Origin of the sequence: Streptomyces sp. NPDC086023, assembly GCF_044540325.1 — a bacterium.
Classification (GTDB): domain Bacteria; phylum Actinomycetota; class Actinomycetes; order Streptomycetales; family Streptomycetaceae; genus Streptomyces.
In genome coordinates this window covers 380,680-401,328 of sequence record NZ_JBITRX010000006.1, presented here as the reverse complement: position 1 = coordinate 401,328, position 20,649 = coordinate 380,680, and the positions used below count along the sequence as shown (strand labels likewise).

The following is a 20,649-nucleotide window of genomic DNA, read 5'->3' as shown; positions in this document are numbered from 1 at the left end:
TGCGACAACCTCTCCGCTCACAAGGCACCCGTGGTGCACAAGTGGCTCCTGGCGCATCCCCGCTTCCAGCTCCACTTCACCCCCACCTACTCGTCCTGGATCAACCAAGTCGAGCGGTGGTTCGCCGAGCTGCAACGACGCTGCCTCGAACGCGGAGTGTTCTGCTCCCTCGACGACCTCAAGACCGCACTGGAGACCTGGATCAAGGTCTGGAACGACGACGCCCGGCCCTTCAAGTGGACCAAGACCGCCGACCAGATCCTCGACCGCATCTGCCGCTACTGCTCACGCATCTCCGAACCAGATCACTAGGGCGAAATACGTGGACGATTGCCGGGCGCCATCCGACGCGAATGGAGGTTTTCCGCACATTCACGTGGTCGGCCGACGGAATTCCCCGGCGTGCGCCCCCGAATTCCGCGCCCCTCGCCGCCCGGCCGGGACGCGCCTCCCGGCACGCGGCCGACCGCGGTCCCCGCACCACCTCACGGGCCGCGTCCCCGCACCTCCCACAGGCCCGGTCCCCGCACCCCTCACGGGCCCCGTCCCCGCATCTCCGCCGGGCCCGCCCCGCACCCCCACCACCCCCGGTCCGTACCCGCCGGGGGTGTGGAACGCTGGGGGCATGGAGATTCTCTGGTTCCTGCTCGCGATGGGCATGCTGGCCGCCTTCCTCGTCCCCTACCTGAGGCGGCGCAGGGGCGGCATCCGGCTCGTCTCGCCCGGCTCACCGGACGCGGCCGACCCGGCCGACTACGGCTTCGTGCGCCAGGAGGAACTGGACATCCGCGTGCCCGGACCCGACCAGGACCTGATGGACGTCCTGGACCTGGTGCAGCGCACGCAGGACTGGCGCGCGGCCTCGCAGCTGCTGGCCGGCACCCCCAAGGAGGGCGAGCAGCGCTGGCAGCGGGTGCAGGCCTTCGCCGGCGCCGCCTCCCTGGAGCTGGCCCGGCAGCCCGGCACCGGGGCCGCCTGGCTGCGGGCCTGGAAGCTGGAGTCCCCGAAGGACGCGGGCGGCGCGCAGGTGCACGCCGAGTTCCTGGTGCAGCAGGCCTGGCGGGCCTCCGGCGGCTTCGGCACCGACGACCACCGGATCATCCTGGAGGAGGCCCGTACGGCCTGCGAGGAGGCGGCGCTGCTCGCCCCCGGCGACCCGGTCCCGTACATCAGCCAGCTGGCGATCGCCCGCGGACTCGCCTACCCGGAGCCGGAGTTCGACGCGCTGTGGGCCAAGGTCATCGACCGGTCCCCCGAGCACATGGGCGCCCACCTGGCGGCCCTGCACTACTGGTGCGAGAAGTGGCACGGCTCCCGCGAGAAGGCCGACGCCTTCACGCACGCGGCCGCCGCCCGCGCCCCGCGGGGCTCGCTGCTGGCCGCCCTGCCGCTGTTCGGGGTCTTCGAGCACCTCCCCGAGGTCGCCCTGGTCCAGGACTTCTACGGCAGCGCGGTGGTCTCGCGGGCGGTGGAGGGCGCCCTTTACGCGGTGAATTCGGCCCGGCCGGACGACCCGATGCTGGCGCACGTACGGCACCTGCTGATCCTCTTCCTGGTGCGCGGCGAACGCTGGGCCGAGGCCATGGAGCAGCTCCGCCACGTCGACGGCTACGTCGGCGCCCTCCCGTGGTCGCACAGCGAGGACCCGGCCGCGGAGTACGCGGTCTACCGCGCCCTGGCCGTGGCCGGCTACGAGGCGAACGGCGGCAGCCCGGCCACCCTCCCCCGCTGACTGCCGGGCCGGCGCCCGGCCCGGCGCCGCAGGGCCGGAATCCCGGGGGCCTCCGGGGCGTTGTCCTGACACCCACCCCGTCCGCAAGGAGCGAGCCCGCATGATCTTCGGCCGTCGTACCCCTGAGCTGCCCACGCCCGAGCAGGCCCTCAAGGGCCGCCCGCAGCCCGCGTTCACGCTGCCCGACCGGCACACGGTCCTGGGCAACCCCCTGGCCGGCCCGTACCCGGCGGGGCTGGAGGTCGCGGACTTCGGCCTCGGCTGCTTCTGGGGCGCCGAGCGCAAGTTCTGGCAGACCCCCGGCGTGTGGACCACGCTGGTCGGCTACCAGGGCGGATACACCGAGAACCCGGAGTACGAGGAGGTCTGCTCCGGTCTCACCGGCCACACCGAGGTGGTCCGGGTGGTCTACGACCCGTCCGCCGTCTCGTACGACGCCCTGCTGAAGGTCTTCTGGGAGGCCCACGACCCGACCCAGGGCTTCCGCCAGGGCAACGACGTCGGCACCCAGTACCGCTCGGCCGTCTACACGCACTCCCCCGAGCAGCAGGCCACGGCCGAGGCCTCCCGCGCGGCCTACCAGCGGGTGCTGACCGGCGCCGGCTACGGCGCCATCACCACGGCCGTCCTCCCGGCCGCCGACCGCCCCTTCTGGCCGGCCGAGCCGTACCACCAGCAGTACTTGGACAGGAACCCGGCCGGCTACTGCGGCATCGGCGGCACGGGCGTCAGCTGCCCCATCGGCGTGGCCCGCACCGACGCCTGACCGGGGCCCGGGCCACCCGTTCGGATGTCGAATCCGGCAAGCGGCTGGCTAGGCTGGGCCGAGGGACCAGGATCTCGCTCATGGGAGCAGCCGTGACAACCTCCGCCGCCGGGCAGCCGCTCATCCCGCAGCCCCCGGCGACCGTGACCGCCCTGCGGCAGGCGCTCGCACAGGTCGCGCCTGCCGCAGGGCGGTCACGGCTGGGAATACGAGCCGGACCACGCCCACGTCGCCGCCGGCCTCCCGGAACGCGTCGTGGCAGAAGTGGAACGCCTGGCGGGTCAGCTGGTCGAGCTCGCCTCCGTCGGCGTAGACGTGGGCGACTTCGGCAACGGCCCCCGGCCCGGCGGCTTGCGCCGGATGGACGCCGGATGGACGCCGCCGGCGGCTGGTTCTACTTCCTCGTGGCCCCGCGCGCCCGTCTCATCGTCGTGACCCGCATCATCCCGCCGTTCGACGCCCTCCAGCCGGCCCCGCCGCCATCGCGCGGCGGGGCCGGTGCCGGTGCCGGGTGCGACACGGCGGTCAGATCGTCGACGTGTCGATGACGAAGCGGTAGCGGACGTCGCTGGTGAGGACGCGTTCGTAGGCCTCGTTGATCTCGTCGGCGCGGATGGTCTCGATCTCCGCGCCCAGGCCGTGCTCCGCGCAGAAGTCCAGCATCTCCTGGGTCTCCGCGATGCCGCCGATCATCGAGCCGGCCAGCGTCTTGCGGCCGCCGATGACCGAGAAGAGGTTCAGCGAGACCGGCTCCTCGGGGGCGCCGACGTTCACCAGGGCGCCGTCCACCTTGAGCATGCCCAGGTAGGCGCCCAGGTCCAGCGGGGCCGAGACCGTGGAGACGATCAGGTCGAAGGTGCCGGCCAGCTTCCTGAAGGTCGCGTCGTCGCTGGTCGCGTAGTAGTGCGTGGCGCCCAGCTTCAGGCCGTCCTCCTGCTTGCGCAGCGACTGCGAGAGGACCGTGACCTCCGCGCCCAGCGCGTTCGCGATCTTCACGCCCATGTGGCCGAGGCCGCCCAGGCCCACGATCGCGACCTTCTTGCCCGGACCGGCGCCCCAGTGCCGCAGCGGCGAGTAGAGGGTGATGCCGGCGCACAGCAGGGGCGCGGCCACGTCCAGGGACAGGCCGTCGGGGATGCGGACCGTGTAGTTCTCGTCGACGACGATGTGCGTGGAGTAGCCGCCGTAGGTGGGGTCGCCGTTCTTGTCCAGGCCGTTGTACGTGCCGGTCATGCCGCCCACGCAGTACTGCTCCTGGCCCGCCAGGCAGTACGCGCACTCCCGGCACGAGTCGACGAAGCAGCCGACGCCCACCCGGTCGCCGACGGCGAACTTCGTGACGCCCGCACCCACCTCGGTGACCACGCCGGCGATCTCGTGGCCGGGGACCATCGGGTAGATGCCCTCGCCCCAGCCGTCACGGGCCTGGTGGATGTCGGAGTGGCAGATGCCGGAGTACTTGATCTCGATCAGGACGTCGTGCTCGCCCACGGCGCGGCGCGGCACGGTGGTGCGCTCCAGCGGGGCCTTGGGCGCCGGTGCGGCGTACGCGGCTACCTGGCGGGTACCGACGGCCTGGGTCGCGATGCTGCTCATGCTGCTGGGTTCTCCTCGGCAGATTTCCTGTGATGCCCGGAACGATGCCGTACCCGGGAGCCGCCGCCCAGCCCCCTCCTGTGCCTACGCACGCCGTTCCTACCACTGGGAGGGTCAGGCTGACCGGCGTGCCGCTCCCGGATACTGGCTGACATGGACCAGCGTGCCGACCTGAGTGAGTTCCTCCGCTCCCGCCGTGCCCGGCTCAAGCCCGAGGACGTGGGGCTGCCCCAGTACGGGCGCCACCGCCGCGTGCCGGGCCTGCGGCGCGAGGAGCTGGCGCAGCTGGCCGGGGTCTCGGTCGCGTACTACACCCGCCTGGAGCAGGGCCACGGCCAGAACGTGTCCACGGAGGTGCTCGACTCGATCGCCCGCGCGCTGCGCCTGGACGAGACCGAGCGGGCCCACCTGACGCACCTCGCCAAGCCGAAGGCGAAGCGCAAGCGGCACATGGAGCGGCCCGAGCACGTCCGGCCGGAGCTGCTGGGGCTGCTGGACGCGATGGAGGGCGTACCGGCGTACATCCTGGGGCGGCGGACGGACGTCCTCGCGTGGAACCTGATGGGGCGGGCGGTGTTCGGGGACTTCGCGGCGCTGCCGCCCGAGGAACGGAACATGGCCCGGCTGGTCTTCCTCGACCCGGCCATGCAGGACCTGTTCGCGGACTGGGAGTGCCGGGCCTGCGAGATGGTGAGCGGCCTGCGCTGGTACGCGGGCTGCCACCCGGACGACCCGCGGCTGTCGGCGCTGGTGGGCGAACTGTCCGTGAAGAACGAGGAGTTCAGGACGCTCTGGGCGGCGCACACGGTGGCGGACAAGACGCACGGCAGGAAAGTCCTTCGCCATCCGCTCGTGGGTGAACTAAACCTGTCCTTCGAGACGTTGAAGCTTCCCGACAACCCCGAGCAGTCCCTGGTCACCTATCACGCGGAGCCGGGTTCGGCCTCGGCGGACGCATTGCGCCTGCTGGCCTCGTGGGGTGCCGGGACCGAGGAGAGGGAGACCTCCGCCAGATGACCGCCACGCCCGGCTACGCCATCGCCACCGCCACGGAGGCCGACGCCCCCGACGTCGCGGAGGTCTGGCTCCGCTCGTACGGCGCCGCGCTGCCGGACGTACGGCGCGCGCACTCCGACGACGAGGTGCGGGGCTGGTTCCGGTACGTGGTCGTGCCGCAGGGGCGTACGTACCTGGCCCGCGACGCGCAGGGCGCGGCCGCCGGGATGATGGTGCTGGGCGACGGGGTGCTGGAGCAGCTGTACCTGGACCCGGCGCACCGGGGGCGGGGACTCGGCGACCGCTTCGTGGCGCTGGCCAAGGAGCTCTGCCCGGCGGGCCTGGAGCTGTGGACGTTCCAGGTGAACGCGCCGGCGCACCGCTTCTACGAGCGGCACGGCTTCGCGGAGGCCGGGCGCACGGACGGCTCGGGGAACGAGGAACGGGAGCCGGACGTGCGGTACGTCTGGCTCCCTTAGGGGCTGCTCCGGCCGCTCCGGCAGGTCCCGCCGCTCCGGCAGGTCCCGCCGCTCCGGCTGCCCGGGCCGGTCAGCGGTTCACGGGCGGGCCCGTGCGGCGCCTCACAGCTTGAGCTGGAAGACGCCGCACGGGCGCTCGCGGCGGTAGCCCAGGGCCTCGTTCACGGCGAGCATCGGCCCGTTCTCGTCGGCGACGGTGGTGGCGATCTGCCGTACGCCGGGGTGCAGGGCGCGCAGCTCCGCGAGGGCCCGCAGCTTGACGGCGCGGCCCAGCCCGCGGCCGCGGTGGGCGGGGACGACCACGGTGTCGTACTGGGTGGCGCGGACGCCGTGGGGGTCCGGCAGCACGAGCTCGGTGTAGGCCGCCATGTCGCCGGCCGGGGTGACGGCCGCGACGGTCAGTATGCGTCCGCCGCGGTCGAGGATGAGCCGCTGGGCGGCCCGTACCCGCTCGGCGTCCCACAGCGGGGTGTTCTCGTCCATGCCGCCGCTGGGGGCGTCCTCCATCGCGGAGTGGGCGACGGCGGCGGAGGCGGCGTGCTCGTCGGGGACGATGCCGTTCCAGCTGACCCAGCGGTAGCCGGCGGGCAGCACCGGGTCGCCGCGCTCCACGGTGGTGTCCTGCACGTACCAGGCCATGGTGAGCACGTTCTCGAAGCCGAGGCCGGTGAGGAAGGCCTCGCCCGGGCCGCCGAGGTCGGCCACGCAGCTCACGGAGGTACGGCCGTCCGCCTCCAGTTCCTCGCGCACCCGCCGCCAGAGGGCGGTGCCCACGCCGCGCCGCCGGGCGGCGGGGCGCACGGCGGCGTCGAGGAAGGCGGTGTGGGTGTTGCCGGGGTCGGTGAACAGCAGCAGTCCGGCGACCCCGTCCCAGTCGTGCGGCTCCGCGTCCTCGTCGGCGGCCGCGAGGCACAGGGCGCGGCCGCGCACCGGGGGGACCTGGATGCGTCCGGCGACCTCGACCCGGGTGGGTCCGGGGACGCCCGGCAGGTCGTGCGCGTGGGCGGCGGCGAGGACCGCCAGCCACGCGTCGGCATCGGCGTCGGACGGCGGCGCGGGGAGCACGGAGATCATCGTCATGGGGCCGACCCTACGCAGCGCCCGCGGCCGGCACCCGCCGTTTTACGAAGGGCAGCGGCGGGCGCGGGAGCCCGGGCGCCGTGCGGGGAGCCGGTACGCCGCGCCGGGAGCCGGTACGCCGCGCCGGGAGCCGGTAGGCCGCGCCCGGCCCCGGCCCGTGACCGGAAACGCCGACGGCGGCGGGCCCGGGTGGGCACCGCCGCCGTCGGCGTGCGTACGCGCTGCGCGGGATCAGACGGCCGAGCCGGCCTTCCAGTCCGCCCAGCTGAGGTTCCAGCCGTTCAGGCCGTTGTCCGGCTTGATCTGCTTGTCGGGGGAGTTCATGACCGTCACGACGTCGCCGATGAGCGAGTTCTCGTAGAACCACGCGGCCGGCTGATCGGGGTCGTTCGCGCCCTTGACGTCGGCGAGGCCGACGCAGCCGTGGCTGGTGTTGGCGCTGCCGAAGACGGAGCGGGGGCCCCAGTAGTTGCCGTGGATGAAGGTGCCGGACGTGGACAGGCGCATGGCGTGCGGCACGTCCTTGATGTCGTACTCGCCCTTGCCGTCGTCGTCGGTGAAGCCGACGGTGGCGCCGTTCATCCGGGTCTCCTTGAACTTCTCGGAGATCACCATCTGGCCGTTGTACGTCGGGTTGTCGGGGGCACCGGCCGAGATCGGGATGACCTTGACGACCTTGCCGTCACGCGTGACGGTCATCGTCTTGGCCTTGGCGTCGACCGTGGAGACCTGGTTGCGGCCGATCTGGAAGGTCGCGGTGCGCTCCTGCACGCCGAAGACGCCCTCGGAGCCCTCGACGCCGTCCAGCTCCATCTTGAGCGTGACGGTGGAGTTCTCCTTCCAGTACGTCTCGGGGCGGAAGTCCAGGCGCTGGGAGTTGAACCAGTGGCCCACGACCTCCTGCCCGCTGCTGGAGGAGACGTTGATCGCGGACTGGACGGCCTTCTTGTCCTTGATCGGCTTGTCGAAGTTGATCGACACGGGCATGCCGACGCCGACGGTGGAGCCGTCCTCGGGCGTGAAGGAGCCGATGAAGCTGTTGTCCTGCGAGACGGTGGTGAACGAGGTGTTCTCGTGCGCCTCGCGGCCCTCGGCGTCCTTGGCCGTGGCGGACAGCGTGTACTTCGTGGCGCGCTTGAGCTTCGCGGACGGCTTCCAGCTCTTGCCGTCGGCGGAGATCTCGCCCTTGACCTCGGCGCCCTCGGAGGTCTTCATCTCGACCGAGGTCAGCGTGCCGTCGGCGACGGTGACCTCGGTGGAGCTGTTGATGCCGACGTTGGTCGCGCCGTTCTTCGGCGAGATCGCTATTCGGGCCTTCGAGGTGTCCTTGGCCGCTGCCGCGTCGGCGTCCTCCTGCGACTTCTTCGTCGCGTCAGCACTGCCCGCGCCGTTGTCGTCGCCGTTGCACGCCGTCAGCACCAGCACGCCGCCGAGCAGCGCGGACGCGGCCGCCAGGGCCCTGCGCCACCGCTTGCTGTCCGTCCTCACACGCTTCTCCATCGTTGCCGAAATCCCGGGGATCTCCGGGCGGGCTGTCCCGCGAGGGACCCCACCGCCTCGTTACGACAACGCGATCACGCGGGTATCCGGTTCCACAACGGGGTCAGGTGTGGGGAAGCCCACCCGGGCCCTCGTCGTCGTGTTCGTCGTCGTCGAAGGGTCCATCTTCCTCGTCGAGGTCCCACTCCAGGGACTCGGGGTCGTATTCGACGGCCTCGGTGCTCCAGGAGGCCTGGGCGAGCTCGACGCCGGGGACGCCGGAGACCAGGTCAAAGGGGTCGACGAGGTAGGCGAGGGCTTCCGCTTCGTCCTCGCGCACGGCCGCCTCCGCATGGCCGCGCTCCTCGTCGGGCATGAACTCGTCCGCTGCGACGTGGTCCAGGGCGGCGCCTGTCAGGGCTTCCGGTTCCGCGACTTCCAGCACCAAATCGACCCGAAGCCGTACGTACCGTGATGACTCAGAAGTGCTCATGGCACGGAGGGTAAGCCTGATCGCCCCCCGGCTTTCCCACGACCCGCCCCTTTCATTAGCATCGGCGCACACGGCCAATTCGCTGCTGCCACAAGGGGGATCGCACCGTGTCCGCACGTCGACCGCTTCTCACCGCCATAGGAGCGGGCACCCTCCTCACCGCCCTGTGGTTCGTCCCCTCGGCGAACGCCACCCAGGAGCACCCTGCTCATTCCGCTTCCGGTGCCGGAGACGGCCCCTCGACCGCGCCCCAGGCGTCCACGCCGCAGCTCGCGCTCGCGGACACCGGCAGCGTGGACACCACTCCGTATCTGCTCGGCGGCACCCTCTTCCTGGGCATCGGGGCGGGCTTCGTGACCTTCTCCGCCCGCCGCTCCCGGGCCGCGTAGCCGCCCGTACCCGCGCACGCGGAAGGGCCGCCCCGGATTCGTCCGGGGCGGCCCTTCCGCGTCTCTGCGGCGCCGGTCAGGCGGTTCTGCACCGCCCGGTCGGGCCCGGGTGTCAGGCCAGCGGGCCGGTCACCTGCTCCACCGCGGCGACCAGGCCGCCGGCGCGTACGAAGGCCTCGGCGGCGGCCAGGTCGGGCGCCAGGAAGCGGTCCGGGCCGGGGCCCTGGACGCCCGCCGCGCGGGCGGCGTCGATGGCGGCCCGGCTGGCGGGCGCCGGGGTGAGGTGCGCGTGGGTGCGGATCTCGATCGCGCGGGTGGCCGCGTACATCTCGATGGCGATGATCCGGGTGAGGTTCTCGACCGTGGTGCGCAGCTTGCGGGCGGCGGACCAGCCCATCGAGACGTGGTCCTCCTGCATGGCGGAGGAGGGGATCGAGTCGGCGGAGGCCGGGACGGCCAGCCGCTTCATCTCGCTCACCAGGGCGGCCTGGGTGTACTGCGCGATCATCAGACCGGAGTCCACGCCGGCGTCGTCCGCGAGGAAGGCGGGCAGGCCGTGGCTGCGGTTCTTGTCGAGCAGCCGGTCGGTGCGGCGCTCGGCGATGGAGCCGAGGTCGGCGGCGGCGATGGCCAGGAAGTCCAGCACGTACGCGACGGGCGCGCCGTGGAAGTTGCCGTTGGACTCGACCCGCCCTCCCCCAGAGCCTCCGGCCTGGGAGGTACCCCCAGGCAGGACGACGGGGTTGTCGACCGCGGCGGCCAGTTCGCGGGAGGCGACCAGCTCGGCGTGGGTGATCGTGTCGCGGCCGGCGCCGGCGACCTGCGGGGCGCAGCGCACGGAGTAGGCGTCCTGGACGCGCGGCGAGTCGTCCTGGTGGTGGCCGGTGAGGCCGGAGCCCTGGAGGACGGCGAGCATGTTCGCAGCCGAGTCGCCCTGGCCCGGGTGGGGGCGGATGGCGTGCAGCTCGGGGGCGAGGACCTTCTCGGTGCCGAGGAGGGCTTCCAGGGAGAGCGCGGCGGTGATGTCGGCCGACTTGTACAGCTTCTTGAGGTCGGCGATGGCCATCACGAGCATGCCGAGCATGCCGTCGGTGCCGTTGAGGAGGGCCAGGCCCTCCTTCTCGCGCAGCTCGACGGGGGTGATGCCGTGCTCGGCGAGCAGCTCGCCGGCGGGGCGGACGGTGCCGTCGGGGCCCTCCGCGTCGCCTTCGCCCATCAGGGCGAGGGCGCAGTGGGAGAGCGGCGCGAGGTCGCCGGAGCAGCCCAGGGAGCCGTACTCGTGGACGACCGGGGTGATGCCGGCGTTGAGCAGGTCGGCCATGGTCTGGGCGACGTGCGGGCGTACGCCGGTGTGTCCCGAGGCCACGGTCTTCAGGCGCAGGAACATCAGCGCGCGGACCACCTCGCGCTCGACGCGCGGGCCCATGCCGGCGGCGTGCGAGCGGACGATGTTGCGCTGGAGCTGGGCGCGGAGGTCATGGTTGATGTGCCGGGTGGCGAGGGCACCGAACCCGGTCGACACCCCGTAGACGGGCTCGGGCTTGGCGGCCAGGGCGTCCACGATCTCGCGGGCGCGGGCGAGGGCGTCCAGGGCCTCGGCGGACAGCTCGACGCGAGCGTTGCCGCGGGCCACGGCGATGACGTCCTCGGCGGTGGTACCGGACGTCCCCACCACGACAGTGTGCATATCCATATTCAGCACCCTACGGACTGAATGCCTTCCTGTCACTAGTCGCCCGTCACTCGTCTCCCAGCCGTCCTCGGAAGCGTCGCCGCTCGGGCGTACCGGGTACGGGGGTGTCCGCCAGCGGCACCACGGCCGTGTCGCGGCCCGCGACGACGGGCTTCGGGGACCGGGCGGCCTTGGCCTTGTACTGGGCGGCGTCGGCCAGCCGGAAGAGCCGCCGAGAGGACTTCACGGGCCCGATGGGGTCCCCGGTGGAGGCGATCCCGCAGGCCACGCCCTCGCCCAGCTCCAGGTCGGCGGCCCGGGCGCAGAGCTGCTCGGCGGCCTGGACGACCGCGTCCGCGGCCGGTCCGGCGGAGACGAGGCAGAACTCGTCGCCGCCGAGGCGCGCGGCCAGCGCGCCGGGCAGCATGGCCCCGCACAGGGAGAGCACGGACCCGAACCGCTCCAGCAGCCGGTCGCCCATCGCGTGGCCCAGGGTGTCGTTGACCCGCTTGAGCCCATTGAGGTCGCACACCACCAGGCTGACCACGGTCCCGTCCAGCCGGTGCCGCTCCAGCGCCTCGTCCAGTGCGAGGTCCACGGCCCGCCGGTTGGCGAGGCCGGTCAGGGGGTCGGTGAAGGCGAGCTTGCGGACCTCCTCCAGCCGCTCGCTCTGGGCGAGCCCGGCGGCGATGACGGCGGCCAGGACGGTGGCGAACTCGGTGTCCTCGCCGTCGAAGAGGGGCAGGCCCTCGTTGCGCGCGACGTACAGCTCGCCCCAGGCCCGGCCGTGCAGCACGACGGGCGCGACGACGCAGCTGCCGCGCCCGCGCCGCTTGAGGCCCGCGGCGCGGTTGCCGGAGCCGCCGGCGACCTCGACCCAGGCATGTGGGCCCCCGCCGCCGGCCCACCGTTCGTGCAGGAACTCGGTGATCTCCGGGAAGTCGTGGACGGGATAGGACTCGTCCTGCGGGAACTCCTCCTCCCCCGCGGTCCGCTCGCCCTCGTTCACCAGCACGCGGAGGCGCCCCCGCTCGCGCTCCCAGGAGGAGATCGCGGCGAAGGAGCCGTCCATGGCCAGCCTGGCCCCCCGCGCCGCGGCCCGCACGGAATCCCTCGCCGTCTGCGCCGCAGCCATCGCCTGCGCGAGTCCCACCACGGCCCGCAGCCGCCCGTCCACACCCATCACTCCAGGTTAGGGAATATTGTCCGATTATGGAGTGATTGAGGGGACATTCGGTGGTCGCGGCCTCACGTTTGGTTACGCACCCCCGCGCGAGGGGAACGCCGGCCGGTCACCGGAGCACGCGCGGGGACCGGCCGGCCCCGGCAACGTACGCGGGAGGCCGGCGGTCACCGGAGCACACGCGGGGGCCGGCAGTCCGCCGGCCCCCACCGGGTCACTCCCCGGGCCAGTTCGGCCGGCGCTTCTCGTTGAAGGCCGCCACGCCCTCGGCGCGGTCGCCCGAGAAGGCCACCGACCGCCAGGCCGCGTCCTCGACCTCCAGGCCCGCCTTGAGGTCCAGCCCGTGCCCCAGCCGCAGCGCCCGCTTCGCGGCCCGCAGCCCCACCGGGGAGTTGCCGGCCATGACCCCGGCCAGCTCCAGCGCACGGGTACGGTCCTGCCCGGCCGGCACCAGTTCGTCGACCATCCCGAGCTCACGCGCCTCCGCGGCCTCCACCTTGCGCGCCGAGAAGATCAACTCGGCCGCCCGGGCCGCCCCGACCCGACGCGGCAGCAGCTGCGTACCGCCGCCGCCCGGGATCACGCCCACCGACACCTCGGGCAGGCCCACCAGCGCGGTCTCGTCCGCCACGATCACGTCGCAGGACAGCGCCAGCTCGAAGCCGCCGCCCAGCGCGAAGCCGTGCACCGCCGCGATCGTCGGCACCGGCAGCTCCAGCACGCCCGTGTACGCGCCCCGCGCGGTCGGCCGCTGCCGCACCAGCTCCGCGTCCGTGAACGAGTTCCGCTCCTTGAGGTCGGCGCCCACGCAGAAGGCCCGCTCGTGCGTCGAGGTCAGCACGACCACCCGCACCGACGGGTCCTCGCCCAGCGCCCGGCACGCGGCCCCGATCGACCGCGCCATCTCCGAGGACACCGCGTTCATCGCCTTCGGCCGGTCCAGCGCCAGCTCCACGACATGGCCCTCGCCGTGCCGCGTCACCGCGACGAACTCGCCGAACCGCTGGTCCTCGACACGTACTGCACCCACGACAGAGCCTCCCGGTTAACGAGCGTTACCCGGGGATCCTAGGCGCCCTCCGCGTGAGCAGCCAGGGCTCCACGACTCCGAGACCGCGCACCGGCCGCTGCCACATCGGCTGCAGCGCGAAGCGGTACGAGGCCCCCGCCTCGCCCTCCAGCTCCGCCGACTTCTCCGAGACCGGCGCGTCACCCGTACGCCCCAGCTCCTCGGCCAGGGCCCCGTCGACCAGCACCGAGTCCTTCGGAGCTATCGAGGTCAGCCGGCTGGCCAGGTTCACCGTCGTGCCGAAGACGTCACCCATGCGCGTCGTCACCGTGCCGAACGCGATCCCGACCCGCAGCTCGGGCATCGACTCGTCGGCGCCCAGCGTCTCGATCAGCCGCAGGGCGATCTCGGCGGCCGTGCCGGCGTCGTCGGCCGCGTACAGCACCTCGTCGCCCAGCGTCTTGATCAGCCGACCGCCGTGCGCGGCCACCAGGTCGGCCGCAGTGGTCTCGAAGGCCTCGACCAGCTCGCCGAGCTCCTCCTCCTCCAGCCGCCGGGTCAGCCGCGTGAAGCCCACCAGGTCCGCGAAGCCCACTGCCAGCCGCCGGTCGACCATCTCCTCGTCGTCCGCCGCCTGGACCACGCGGCCCGTGGCGGCCGCCAGCTGCCGCCGCCAGACGTAGACCAGGAACTCCTCCAGCTCCGGCAGCAGCAGCTCGACGAGGGGGTACGTGACCTCCGTACGGGTCATCCCCGGCTCCGGCGGCTCCGTGAGCCCCTCCAGGAACGAGTCGATCTGCCACTCGGCCAGCCGGGCGGTGGTCTGCCCGGTCGACCGCGCCACCTGCACGGCCATCGGCTCGCTCAGCAGCCCGGCCTCCACCAGGCCCGCCAGGCGCCGCAGCGCCAGCACGTCCGCCTCCGTCAGGGCCTTGGCCTGCCCGATGTCCGCGAAGCCCATCGCCCGCCAGAAGCGGGAGGCGAGCTCCATCGAGACCCCGGCGCTGCGGGCCGCCTGGAAGGGGGTGTACCGGCGCTCGGCGCCCAGGATCAGCTGTTCCAGCCGGATCGCGAGCGGGTCGGCGGTCGGTTCGACCGTGTGGTCGACCTCGTGGTGGGGAGTGTGCTGGTCACGCCCGATGGGGGCACCGTGGCCGTTCCCGCCGGTAACAGGAGAGTTGGACGCACCGGAAGCCGTGTCGTCGACGGTCAAGGGCCGCCTCCTGTCCATTCCGTGCGCACTGCCCCACCGAGCCGGGTGATCACCGGGGGGACCGGCGACCGCCTAAACCATACGGCAGGTGTGCCGTAGCTCACTCCTCACTCATCACGACTTCCACGCTACTTCCGGAGACCGGCCGGCAGCAGCGGGCGGACGGATCACGCCAGACCGCGCAGATGGACGACGTCCCCGGCGCCCACCGCCTCCCGGGTGCCCTCGGCCGTACGGAGCACCAGCCGGCCGTCCTCGTCCAGCGCCTCGGCCGTACCGGTGAGCGACCGGCCGCCGGGCAGCTCGGCCCGCACCTCGCGCCCGAGGGTGGCGCAGCCGGCCGTGTAGGCCTCCAGCAGTCCGCTGCGGCCCGCGTCGCCGTCCGCGGCGCGCCAGTGCTCGTACCAGCCCTCGATCGACCGCAGTACGGACCTGAGCACCGGGTCGCGGTCCGTGACGGCGGCCTTGGCGAGCGCGAGGGACCCGGCGTTCGGCACGGGCAGCTCGCCGGCACCGAGCGTGACGTTGAGGCCGATGCCGATCACCACGCCGCCGGGGTCGCCCGCCACCCGCTCGGCGAGGATGCCGCCGGCCTTGCGCTCCTCCCCCTCCACGGTGACGAGCAGGTCGTTCGGCCACTTCAGGGCCGTGTCCACGCCGGCGGTCCGGGAGACCGCCTCGGCCGTCGCCACCCCGGCGAGCAGGGTCAGCCACCCCCACTGCGCGGACGGCACCTCCTCGGGCTTCAGGAGTACGGAGAAGAACAGGCCGGAGCGGGCGGGCGCCGCCCAGCTCCGGTCCAGCCTGCCGCGGCCGGCGGTCTGCTCCTCGGCGACCAGCACGGCCCCCTCGGGCAGGCCCCCGGCACGTCCGGCGAGGTCGGAGTTGGTGGACCCGGTGGACTCCACGACCTCCAGGGAGGTCCAGAGCCCGCCCGGCCGGACGAGGGCCTGGCGCAGGGCCTGGGCGTTGAGGGGCGGCCGGTCGAGGCTGGACCAGCGGCCGTCGGAGGCGGGAGCTGAGGCATCTGAGGGCGTCATGCAAGCCACATTAGGTGTGGGAAACGCCGCACTGCCGAGCGCCATGCGCGCCACTACGCTACGTGGCAGTAGCCATCCGGTTGACCAGGCAGGGAGCCGCGACCCCGATGTCAGAACCCTCAGAGCCGATCGACATCCACACCACCGCGGGGAAGATCGCCGATCTCCAGCGCCGCATCGACGCGGCGGTGCACGCCGGCTCCGAGCGTGCGGTGGAAAAGCAGCACGCCAAGGGCAAATTGACGGCCCGTGAGCGGATCGACCTCCTGCTGGACGAGGGCTCGTTCGTCGAGCTGGACGAGTTCGCCCGGCACCGCTCCACCGACTTCGGCATGGAGCAGAACCGCCCGTACGGAGACGGTGTCGTCACCGGCTACGGCACGGTGGACGGCCGCCCCGTGGCGGTGTTCTCCCAGGACTTCACCGTCCTCGGCGGCTCGCTCGGCGAGGTGTTCGGCCAGAAGATCATGAAGGTCATGGACTTCGCGCTGAAGACCGGCTGTCCGGTCATCGGCATCAACGACTCCGGCGGCGCCCGCATCCAGGAGGGCGTCATGGCCCTCGGCATGTACGGCGAGATCTTCCGCCGCAACACCCACGCCTCCGGCGTGATCCCGCAGATCTCGCTGGTCGTCGGCCCGTGTGCCGGCGGCGCGGTCTACTCGCCGGCCATCACGGACTTCACCGTCATGGTCGACAAGACCTCGCACATGTTCATCACCGGTCCCGACGTCATCAAGACCGTCACCGGCGAGGACGTCGGCTTCGAGGAGCTCGGCGGCGCGCGCACGCACAACGCGACCTCGGGCGTGGCCCACCACATGGCCGCCGACGAGAAGGACGCGATCGAGTACGTCAAGTCCCTCCTGTCCTACCTCCCTTCGAACAACCTCTCGGAGCCGCCGGCCTTCCCGGAGGAGGCGGACCTGGAGAAGACGGACGAGGACCGCGAGCTCGACACGATCGTCCCGGACAGCGCCAACCAGCCGTACGACATCCACACGGTCATCGAGCACGTGCTGGACGACGGCGAGTTCCTGGAGACCCAGGGGATGTTCGCACCGAACATCGTCACGGGCTTCGGGCGGGTCGAGGGCTTCCCGGTCGGCATCGTGGCCAACCAGCCGATGCAGTTCGCCGGCTGCCTGGACATCAACGCCTCGGAGAAGGCGGCGCGTTTCGTCCGCACCTGCGACGCCTTCAACGTCCCCGTCCTGACCTTCGTGGACGTGCCGGGCTTCCTGCCCGGCGTGGACCAGGAGTACGGCGGCATCATCCGCCGCGGCGCGAAGCTGATCTACGCGTACGCCGAGGCCACCGTCCCGCTCATCACCGTCATCACCCGCAAGGCCTTCGGCGGCGCGTACGACGTCATGGGCTCCAAGCACCTGGGCGCGGACCTGAACCTGGCCTGGCCCACGGCGCAGATCGCGGTCATGGGCGCGCAGGGCGCGGTGAACATCCTGCACCGGCGCACCATCGCGGAGGCGGAGGCCGCCGGAGACGGCGACGCCACCCGGGCGCGGCTGATCACCGAGTACGAGGACACGCTGCTCAACCCGTACATCGCGGCCGAGCGCGGGTACGTCGACGCCGTCATCATGCCGTCGGAGACCCGCCAGCACATCGTGAAGGGCCTGCGCCAGCTGCGCACCAAGCGCGAGTCCCTGCCGCCGAAGAAGCACGGCAACATCCCCCTGTAGGACGCCTGGAGAGGGAGTTCACCATGATCAGGGTCGTCAAGGGCAACCCGACCCCGGAGGAGCTGGCCGCCGCACTGGCGGTGGTCCAAGCGCGCGCGGCGGCGCTGGCCTCGGCGCCGTCGGGCGCTCCCAGGGTCGCCGACGGGTGGTCGGACCCGGCCCGTGTGGCGCGGGCGGGGATGCCCCGCCCGGGTCCGGGCGCGTGGGGCCGTACGTACTGGCCCGCGTGAGGCCGTGGGGCGGTTCCCGCACGTACCCGCCCGCGTCGTCCGTGCGGTGACGGCGCGTGCGTTCCCGGACCTCGTCCGGGGCCGGGACCGGTGGCGCTTGAGTACCCGTACTCAGGCGCCACCGGCGTCTTCCGGCGCAGGATCGGAGCATGCTCTGGTCCGACCCCGAGAACGAGCCGCCCAAGGACATGCGCGCGGCCCAGGCGATGCTCCGCCGGATGACCCTGGTCCTCGTCCTGGCGATGGTGGTGGTGGTCTACGTCCTCGGGGTGCCGTGACGGCTCCTACGATGGGCCGCATGACTGAACCCCGCCGACTCGTGCTCGCCTCCGCCTCCCCCGCCCGGCTCAACCTCCTCCAGCAGGCGGGCCTCGCCCCGCACGTGATCGTCAGCGGGGTCGACGAGGACGCGCTGAGCGCCGACACCCCGTCCGAGCTGGCCCTGGTCCTCGCCGAGGCCAAGGCCGCGGTGGTCGCCGGGCTGCCCGAGGCCGGCGGCTCGCTGGTGGTCGGCTGCGACTCGGTGCTGGAGCTCGACGGCGAGGCGCTGGGCAAGCCGGACGACGCGGCGGACGCGACCGCCCGCTGGACGTCGATGCGGGGGCGTACGGGCGTACTGCGCACCGGCCACTGCGTGATCGACACGGCCACCGGCCGCCAGGTGTCGGCCACGGCGTCCACCACGGTGCGCTTCGGCGAGCCGACGGACGCGGAGATCGCCGCGTACGTGGCGAGCGGCGAGCCGCTGCACGTCGCGGGCGCCTTCACGCTGGACGGCCGCTCCGCACCGTTCATCGAGCGCATCGAGGGCGACCACGGGAACGTGATCGGCCTGTCGCTGCCGCTGCTGCGCTCCCTGCTGGGCGAGCTGGGCGTGTCGATCACGGACCTGTGGACCTGACCCGACCGGCCCGATGCCCGGGACCTGACGGACCGACGGCCTGACTGGTGTTCGGCCGATCTGACGGACTCGGGCGGTGTCCGGCGGGGCTCAGACCGCGGCGGGCGGGGGTACCTCCTCGGCCGCCGCGTTGTCGTCTTCCTCCTTGGCGTACGCCATGAGGGTGAGGACGACGAGCGACAGGATGACCATCATCGCGGCGAAGGCGGCCCAGCCGACCATGCCGACGACCAGGGCGCCCAGCACGCCGTGCGTGAGCGCGCAGGCGACCAGCAGGAGGCGGGCGGCCCGGCCGGGGGCCCGGTCGCGCGCGGCGACCAGCAGGAGCACGACCGCGCTGGCGGCCAGGAAGGCGCCCATGAAGGCGCCGAGCCCGTAGGTGGCGCCGGACATCAGGTCCGGGTCCATGCCGGCGATGGACATCGACTGCCGGTCGACGGCGGTGCCGAGGACGACGTTCACCAGCACGAGGCCGGCGGCCTCGAGGAACAGCACGATCGCGGCCACGACGGCCACGAGTCTCCGTGCCACAGCGCCCCACCCCCGTCCGGGCATGTCCATGTCCGCTTGTTCGACGCCCCGGAGGCTACTAACGAGTAAACGCCGGTACAAGGGGTGCGCACGGCTTCGTTATGACTTCCCCAAGGTTCGTCCCGATGGCAAAGATTGATCAGGGGCTTCGTAGGGTCCCCACAAAGAAACCCACCGGGCCGCTGCGCGCGCGGACAGAGACCTTGGCCACACGACGGGGTTACTGTGCAGTTGGGGATTTCCCTGGTCCGTGTCGCCACAAGGGTTTTCGCGCCTCGAGAGAGCCTCGATGGACACTCCATGTGGGCAAGGTCACCGTTGGGGACGGGTCGAAAGGCCGTGTCGGCAGTCCCTAAACTCAGCTTGTTTCAAGGAGGGAGACATCGTGCGCAAGGTGCTCATCGCCAACCGAGGCGAAATCGCTGTCCGCGTTGCCCGGGCCTGCCGGGACGCCGGGATCGCGAGCGTAGCCGTCTACGCCGACCCGGACCGGGACGCTCTGCACGTCCGCGCGGCCGACGAGGCTTTCGCGCTGGGCGGTGACACCCCGGCCGCCAGCTACCTGGACATGGCCAAGGTGCTCCAGGCCGCAGCCGATTCCGGAGCCGACGCCGTCCACCCCGGATACGGCTTCCTCTCCGAGAACGCCGAATTCGCCCAGGCCGTGATCGACGCGGGCCTCACGTGGATCGGCCCGCCGCCGCAGGCCATCCGCGACCTCGGTGACAAGGTCGCCGCCCGTCACATCGCGCAGCGCGCCGGTGCCCCGCTCGTCGCGGGCACCCCGGACCCGGTCTCGGGTGCGGACGAGGTCGTCGCGTTCGCCGAGGAGCACGGCCTGCCGATCGCGATCAAGGCCGCCTTCGGCGGCGGTGGCCGCGGTCTGAAGGTCGCGCGCACCCTCGAAGAGGTTCCGGAGCTGTACGACTCCGCCGTGCGCGAGGCCGTGGCCGCCTTCGGCCGCGGCGAGTGCTTCGTCGAGCGCTACCTCGACAAGCCGCGCCACGTGGAGACCCAGTGCCTGGCCGACAGCCACGGCAACGTCGTGGTCGTCTCGACCCGTGACTGCTCGCTCCAGCGCCGCCACCAGAAGCTCGTCGAGGAGGCCCCCGCGCCGTTCCTGACGGCCGAGCAGAACGCGGAGCTGTACCGCGCCTCCAAGGCCATCCTCAAGGAGGCCGGCTACGTCGGCGCCGGCACCGTCGAGTTCCTGGTCGGCCTCGACGGAACGATCTCCTTCCTGGAGGTCAACACCCGTCTCCAGGTCGAGCACCCGGTCACCGAAGAGGTCACCGGCATCGACCTGGTCCGCGAGATGTTCCGCATCGCCGACGGCGAGGAACTGGGCTACGGAGACCCCGAACTGCGCGGCCACTCCTTCGAGTTCCGCATCAACGGCGAGGACCCGGGCCGCAACTTCCTGCCCGCGCCCGGCACCGTCACCGTCTTCGCGCCGCCGACCGGCCCGGGTGTCCGCCTGGACGCCGGCGTCGAGTCCGGCTCGGTCATCGGCCCGGCCTGGGACTCCCTGCTGGCCAAGCTGATCATCACCGGCGCCACCCGCGAGCAGGCGCTGCAGCGTGCCGCCCGCGCGCTGGCGGAGTTCAACGTGGAGGGCATGGCCACCGCCATCCCGTTCCACCGCGCGGTCGTGTCCGACCCGGCGTTCGCGCCGACCGACGGCACCCCGTTCAAGGTCCACACCCGCTGGATCGAGACCGAGTTCGTCAACGAGATCCCGGCCTTCACCGCCCCGGCGGCCGAGGAGGCCGACGAGGAGCCGGGCCGCGAGACCGTGGTCGTCGAGGTCGGCGGCAAGCGCCTTGAGGTCTCCCTGCCGTCCTCGCTCGGCATGACGCTGGCCCGCACCGCCGCCGCCGGCGGCGCCAAGCCGAAGCGCCGCGCCGCGAAGAAGTCCGGCCCGGCCGCTTCCGGCGACACGCTGGCCTCCCCGATGCAGGGCACGATCGTGAAGGTCGCGGTCGAGGAGGGCCAGGAGGTCAAGGAGGGCGACCTGGTGGTCGTACTCGAGGCGATGAAGATGGAGCAGCCGCTGAACGCGCACCGCTCCGGCACGATCAAGGGCCTCGCGGCCGAGGTCGGCGCCTCCATCACCTCCGGCGCCGCGATCTGCGAGATCAAGGACTGACCTCCGCA

The 20,649-nt window shown here is 72.5% G+C and carries 21 protein-coding genes; 11 read left to right on the top strand and 10 right to left on the bottom strand.

Going from position 1 to position 20,649, the window contains the following annotated elements; translation table 11 throughout:
• The 3 genes from ACIF6F_RS15610 to msrA all read left to right on the top strand — a co-directional run.
• The coding region (locus tag ACIF6F_RS15610) for a transposase (RefSeq protein WP_399946502.1) at window positions 1-312 on the top strand (312 nt) is incomplete at its 5' end.
• Window positions 313-625: 313 nt separating this feature from the next.
• Window positions 626-1,732: a hypothetical protein gene (locus ACIF6F_RS15605; protein ID WP_399946499.1), complete on the top strand. Its 1,107-nt coding sequence runs from the start codon at window positions 626-628 to the stop codon at window positions 1,730-1,732.
• A 100-nt stretch (window positions 1,733-1,832) separates the two neighbouring features.
• Window positions 1,833-2,498 (top strand): peptide-methionine (S)-S-oxide reductase MsrA, encoded by a 666-nt coding sequence (gene msrA / locus ACIF6F_RS15600; RefSeq protein WP_399946497.1) that lies wholly within the window; start codon window positions 1,833-1,835, stop codon window positions 2,496-2,498.
• A gap of 525 nt (window positions 2,499-3,023) precedes the next feature.
• Here the strand turns inward: msrA and ACIF6F_RS15595 are convergent.
• Window positions 3,024-4,094: an NAD(P)-dependent alcohol dehydrogenase gene (locus ACIF6F_RS15595; protein WP_399946493.1), complete on the bottom strand. Its 1,071-nt coding sequence runs from the start codon at window positions 4,092-4,094 to the stop codon at window positions 3,024-3,026.
• Between the two features lie 153 nt (window positions 4,095-4,247).
• Here ACIF6F_RS15595 and ACIF6F_RS15590 point away from each other — a divergent pair, with 153 nt between their 5' ends.
• Complete coding sequence (locus ACIF6F_RS15590; protein ID WP_399946490.1) at window positions 4,248-5,111, top strand: helix-turn-helix transcriptional regulator; 864 nt, start codon at window positions 4,248-4,250, stop codon at window positions 5,109-5,111.
• Entirely contained in the window at window positions 5,108-5,569 is a 462-nt protein-coding gene (locus ACIF6F_RS15585) for a GNAT family N-acetyltransferase (protein ID WP_399946488.1), read from the top strand. Before ACIF6F_RS15590 ends, ACIF6F_RS15585 begins: the two co-directional genes overlap by 4 nt.
• 102 nt (window positions 5,570-5,671) lie before the next feature.
• Here ACIF6F_RS15585 and ACIF6F_RS15580 read toward each other — a convergent pair whose 3' ends face one another.
• The 3 genes from ACIF6F_RS15580 to ACIF6F_RS15570 all read right to left on the bottom strand — a co-directional run bounded on the left by ACIF6F_RS15580 (window position 5,672) and on the right by ACIF6F_RS15570 (window position 8,621).
• Window positions 5,672-6,649 (bottom strand): GNAT family N-acetyltransferase, encoded by a 978-nt coding sequence (locus tag ACIF6F_RS15580; RefSeq protein WP_399946485.1) that lies wholly within the window; start codon window positions 6,647-6,649, stop codon window positions 5,672-5,674.
• A gap of 231 nt (window positions 6,650-6,880) precedes the next feature.
• On the bottom strand, window positions 6,881-8,149 hold the full coding sequence (locus ACIF6F_RS15575) for an Ig-like domain-containing protein (protein ID WP_399946482.1): 1,269 nt from the start codon (window positions 8,147-8,149) through the stop codon (window positions 6,881-6,883).
• Between the two features lie 103 nt (window positions 8,150-8,252).
• The gene (locus ACIF6F_RS15570) at window positions 8,253-8,621 is read right to left on the bottom strand and encodes a hypothetical protein (protein WP_399946479.1); all 369 of its coding nucleotides are present in this window, start codon (window positions 8,619-8,621) and stop codon (window positions 8,253-8,255) included.
• Between the two features lie 107 nt (window positions 8,622-8,728).
• Between ACIF6F_RS15570 and ACIF6F_RS15565 the strand changes: the two genes are divergently transcribed.
• Window positions 8,729-9,010 carry a hypothetical protein gene (locus ACIF6F_RS15565; RefSeq protein ID WP_399946478.1) on the top strand — a complete coding sequence of 94 codons (282 nt, stop codon included), beginning with the start codon at window positions 8,729-8,731 and terminating at the stop codon, window positions 9,008-9,010.
• A 112-nt stretch (window positions 9,011-9,122) separates the two neighbouring features.
• Here the strand turns inward: ACIF6F_RS15565 and hutH are convergent, their stop codons facing one another.
• The 5 genes from hutH to ACIF6F_RS15540 form a co-directional block, all read right to left on the bottom strand.
• Entirely contained in the window at window positions 9,123-10,697 is a 1,575-nt protein-coding gene (gene hutH / locus ACIF6F_RS15560) for a histidine ammonia-lyase (protein WP_399946556.1), read from the bottom strand.
• Window positions 10,698-10,749: 52 nt separating this feature from the next.
• Window positions 10,750-11,865, bottom strand: coding sequence for a diguanylate cyclase domain-containing protein (locus tag ACIF6F_RS15555; RefSeq protein WP_399946475.1), 1,116 nt, complete (start codon window positions 11,863-11,865; stop codon window positions 10,750-10,752).
• Between the two features lie 214 nt (window positions 11,866-12,079).
• Complete coding sequence (locus ACIF6F_RS15550; protein ID WP_399946472.1) at window positions 12,080-12,895, bottom strand: enoyl-CoA hydratase/isomerase family protein; 816 nt, start codon at window positions 12,893-12,895, stop codon at window positions 12,080-12,082.
• Between the two features lie 25 nt (window positions 12,896-12,920).
• Window positions 12,921-14,087 carry an adenylate/guanylate cyclase domain-containing protein gene (locus tag ACIF6F_RS15545; protein WP_399946470.1) on the bottom strand — a complete coding sequence of 389 codons (1,167 nt, stop codon included), beginning with the start codon at window positions 14,085-14,087 and terminating at the stop codon, window positions 12,921-12,923.
• Between the two features lie 167 nt (window positions 14,088-14,254).
• Window positions 14,255-15,127 (bottom strand): biotin--[acetyl-CoA-carboxylase] ligase, encoded by an 873-nt coding sequence (locus tag ACIF6F_RS15540; protein WP_399946468.1) that lies wholly within the window; start codon window positions 15,125-15,127, stop codon window positions 14,255-14,257.
• Between the two features lie 107 nt (window positions 15,128-15,234).
• Between ACIF6F_RS15540 and ACIF6F_RS15535 the strand changes: the two genes are divergently transcribed.
• The 4 genes from ACIF6F_RS15535 (at window position 15,235) to ACIF6F_RS15520 (ending at window position 17,961) form a co-directional block, all read left to right on the top strand.
• Window positions 15,235-16,830 (top strand): acyl-CoA carboxylase subunit beta, encoded by a 1,596-nt coding sequence (locus tag ACIF6F_RS15535; protein ID WP_399946465.1) that lies wholly within the window; start codon window positions 15,235-15,237, stop codon window positions 16,828-16,830.
• A gap of 23 nt (window positions 16,831-16,853) precedes the next feature.
• Window positions 16,854-17,060 (top strand): acyl-CoA carboxylase epsilon subunit, encoded by a 207-nt coding sequence (locus ACIF6F_RS15530; protein ID WP_399946460.1) that lies wholly within the window; start codon window positions 16,854-16,856, stop codon window positions 17,058-17,060.
• Between the two features lie 149 nt (window positions 17,061-17,209).
• Window positions 17,210-17,338 (top strand): morphogenic membrane protein MmpB, encoded by a 129-nt coding sequence (gene mmpB, locus ACIF6F_RS15525; RefSeq protein WP_399946457.1) that lies wholly within the window; start codon window positions 17,210-17,212, stop codon window positions 17,336-17,338.
• 11 nt (window positions 17,339-17,349) lie between these two features.
• Entirely contained in the window at window positions 17,350-17,961 is a 612-nt protein-coding gene (locus ACIF6F_RS15520) for a Maf family protein (protein WP_399946454.1), read from the top strand.
• A 90-nt stretch (window positions 17,962-18,051) separates the two neighbouring features.
• Here the strand turns inward: ACIF6F_RS15520 and ACIF6F_RS15515 are convergent, their stop codons facing one another.
• On the bottom strand, window positions 18,052-18,492 hold the full coding sequence (locus tag ACIF6F_RS15515; protein ID WP_399946451.1) for a hypothetical protein: 441 nt from the start codon (window positions 18,490-18,492) through the stop codon (window positions 18,052-18,054).
• A 385-nt stretch (window positions 18,493-18,877) separates the two neighbouring features.
• Here ACIF6F_RS15515 and ACIF6F_RS15510 point away from each other — a divergent pair, with 385 nt between their 5' ends.
• Window positions 18,878-20,641, top strand: coding sequence for an acetyl/propionyl/methylcrotonyl-CoA carboxylase subunit alpha (locus ACIF6F_RS15510; protein ID WP_399946448.1), 1,764 nt, complete (start codon window positions 18,878-18,880; stop codon window positions 20,639-20,641).
• Window positions 20,642-20,649: the final 8 nt, after the last annotated feature.

Bases quoted from the DNA above. Each gene is read 5' to 3' on its own strand.
- ACIF6F_RS15605 (WP_399946499.1), top strand. From the start codon at position 626: ATGGAGATTCTCTGGTTCCTGCTCGCGATGGGCATGCTGGCCGCCTTC.
- msrA (WP_399946497.1), top strand. From the start codon at position 1,833: ATGATCTTCGGCCGTCGTACCCCTGAGCTGCCCACGCCCGAGCAGGCC.
- ACIF6F_RS15595 (WP_399946493.1), bottom strand. From the start codon at position 4,094: ATGAGCAGCATCGCGACCCAGGCCGTCGGTACCCGCCAGGTAGCCGCG.
- ACIF6F_RS15590 (WP_399946490.1), top strand. From the start codon at position 4,248: ATGGACCAGCGTGCCGACCTGAGTGAGTTCCTCCGCTCCCGCCGTGCC.
- ACIF6F_RS15585 (WP_399946488.1), top strand. From the start codon at position 5,108: ATGACCGCCACGCCCGGCTACGCCATCGCCACCGCCACGGAGGCCGAC.
- ACIF6F_RS15580 (WP_399946485.1), bottom strand. From the start codon at position 6,649: ATGACGATGATCTCCGTGCTCCCCGCGCCGCCGTCCGACGCCGATGCC.
- ACIF6F_RS15575 (WP_399946482.1), bottom strand. From the start codon at position 8,149: ATGGAGAAGCGTGTGAGGACGGACAGCAAGCGGTGGCGCAGGGCCCTG.
- ACIF6F_RS15570 (WP_399946479.1), bottom strand. From the start codon at position 8,621: ATGAGCACTTCTGAGTCATCACGGTACGTACGGCTTCGGGTCGATTTG.
- hutH (WP_399946556.1), bottom strand. From the start codon at position 10,697: ATGCACACTGTCGTGGTGGGGACGTCCGGTACCACCGCCGAGGACGTC.
- ACIF6F_RS15555 (WP_399946475.1), bottom strand. From the start codon at position 11,865: ATGGGTGTGGACGGGCGGCTGCGGGCCGTGGTGGGACTCGCGCAGGCG.
- ACIF6F_RS15540 (WP_399946468.1), bottom strand. From the start codon at position 15,127: ATGACGCCCTCAGATGCCTCAGCTCCCGCCTCCGACGGCCGCTGGTCC.
- ACIF6F_RS15535 (WP_399946465.1), top strand. From the start codon at position 15,235: ATGTCAGAACCCTCAGAGCCGATCGACATCCACACCACCGCGGGGAAG.
- ACIF6F_RS15530 (WP_399946460.1), top strand. From the start codon at position 16,854: ATGATCAGGGTCGTCAAGGGCAACCCGACCCCGGAGGAGCTGGCCGCC.
- mmpB (WP_399946457.1), top strand. From the start codon at position 17,210: ATGCTCTGGTCCGACCCCGAGAACGAGCCGCCCAAGGACATGCGCGCG.
- ACIF6F_RS15520 (WP_399946454.1), top strand. From the start codon at position 17,350: ATGGGCCGCATGACTGAACCCCGCCGACTCGTGCTCGCCTCCGCCTCC.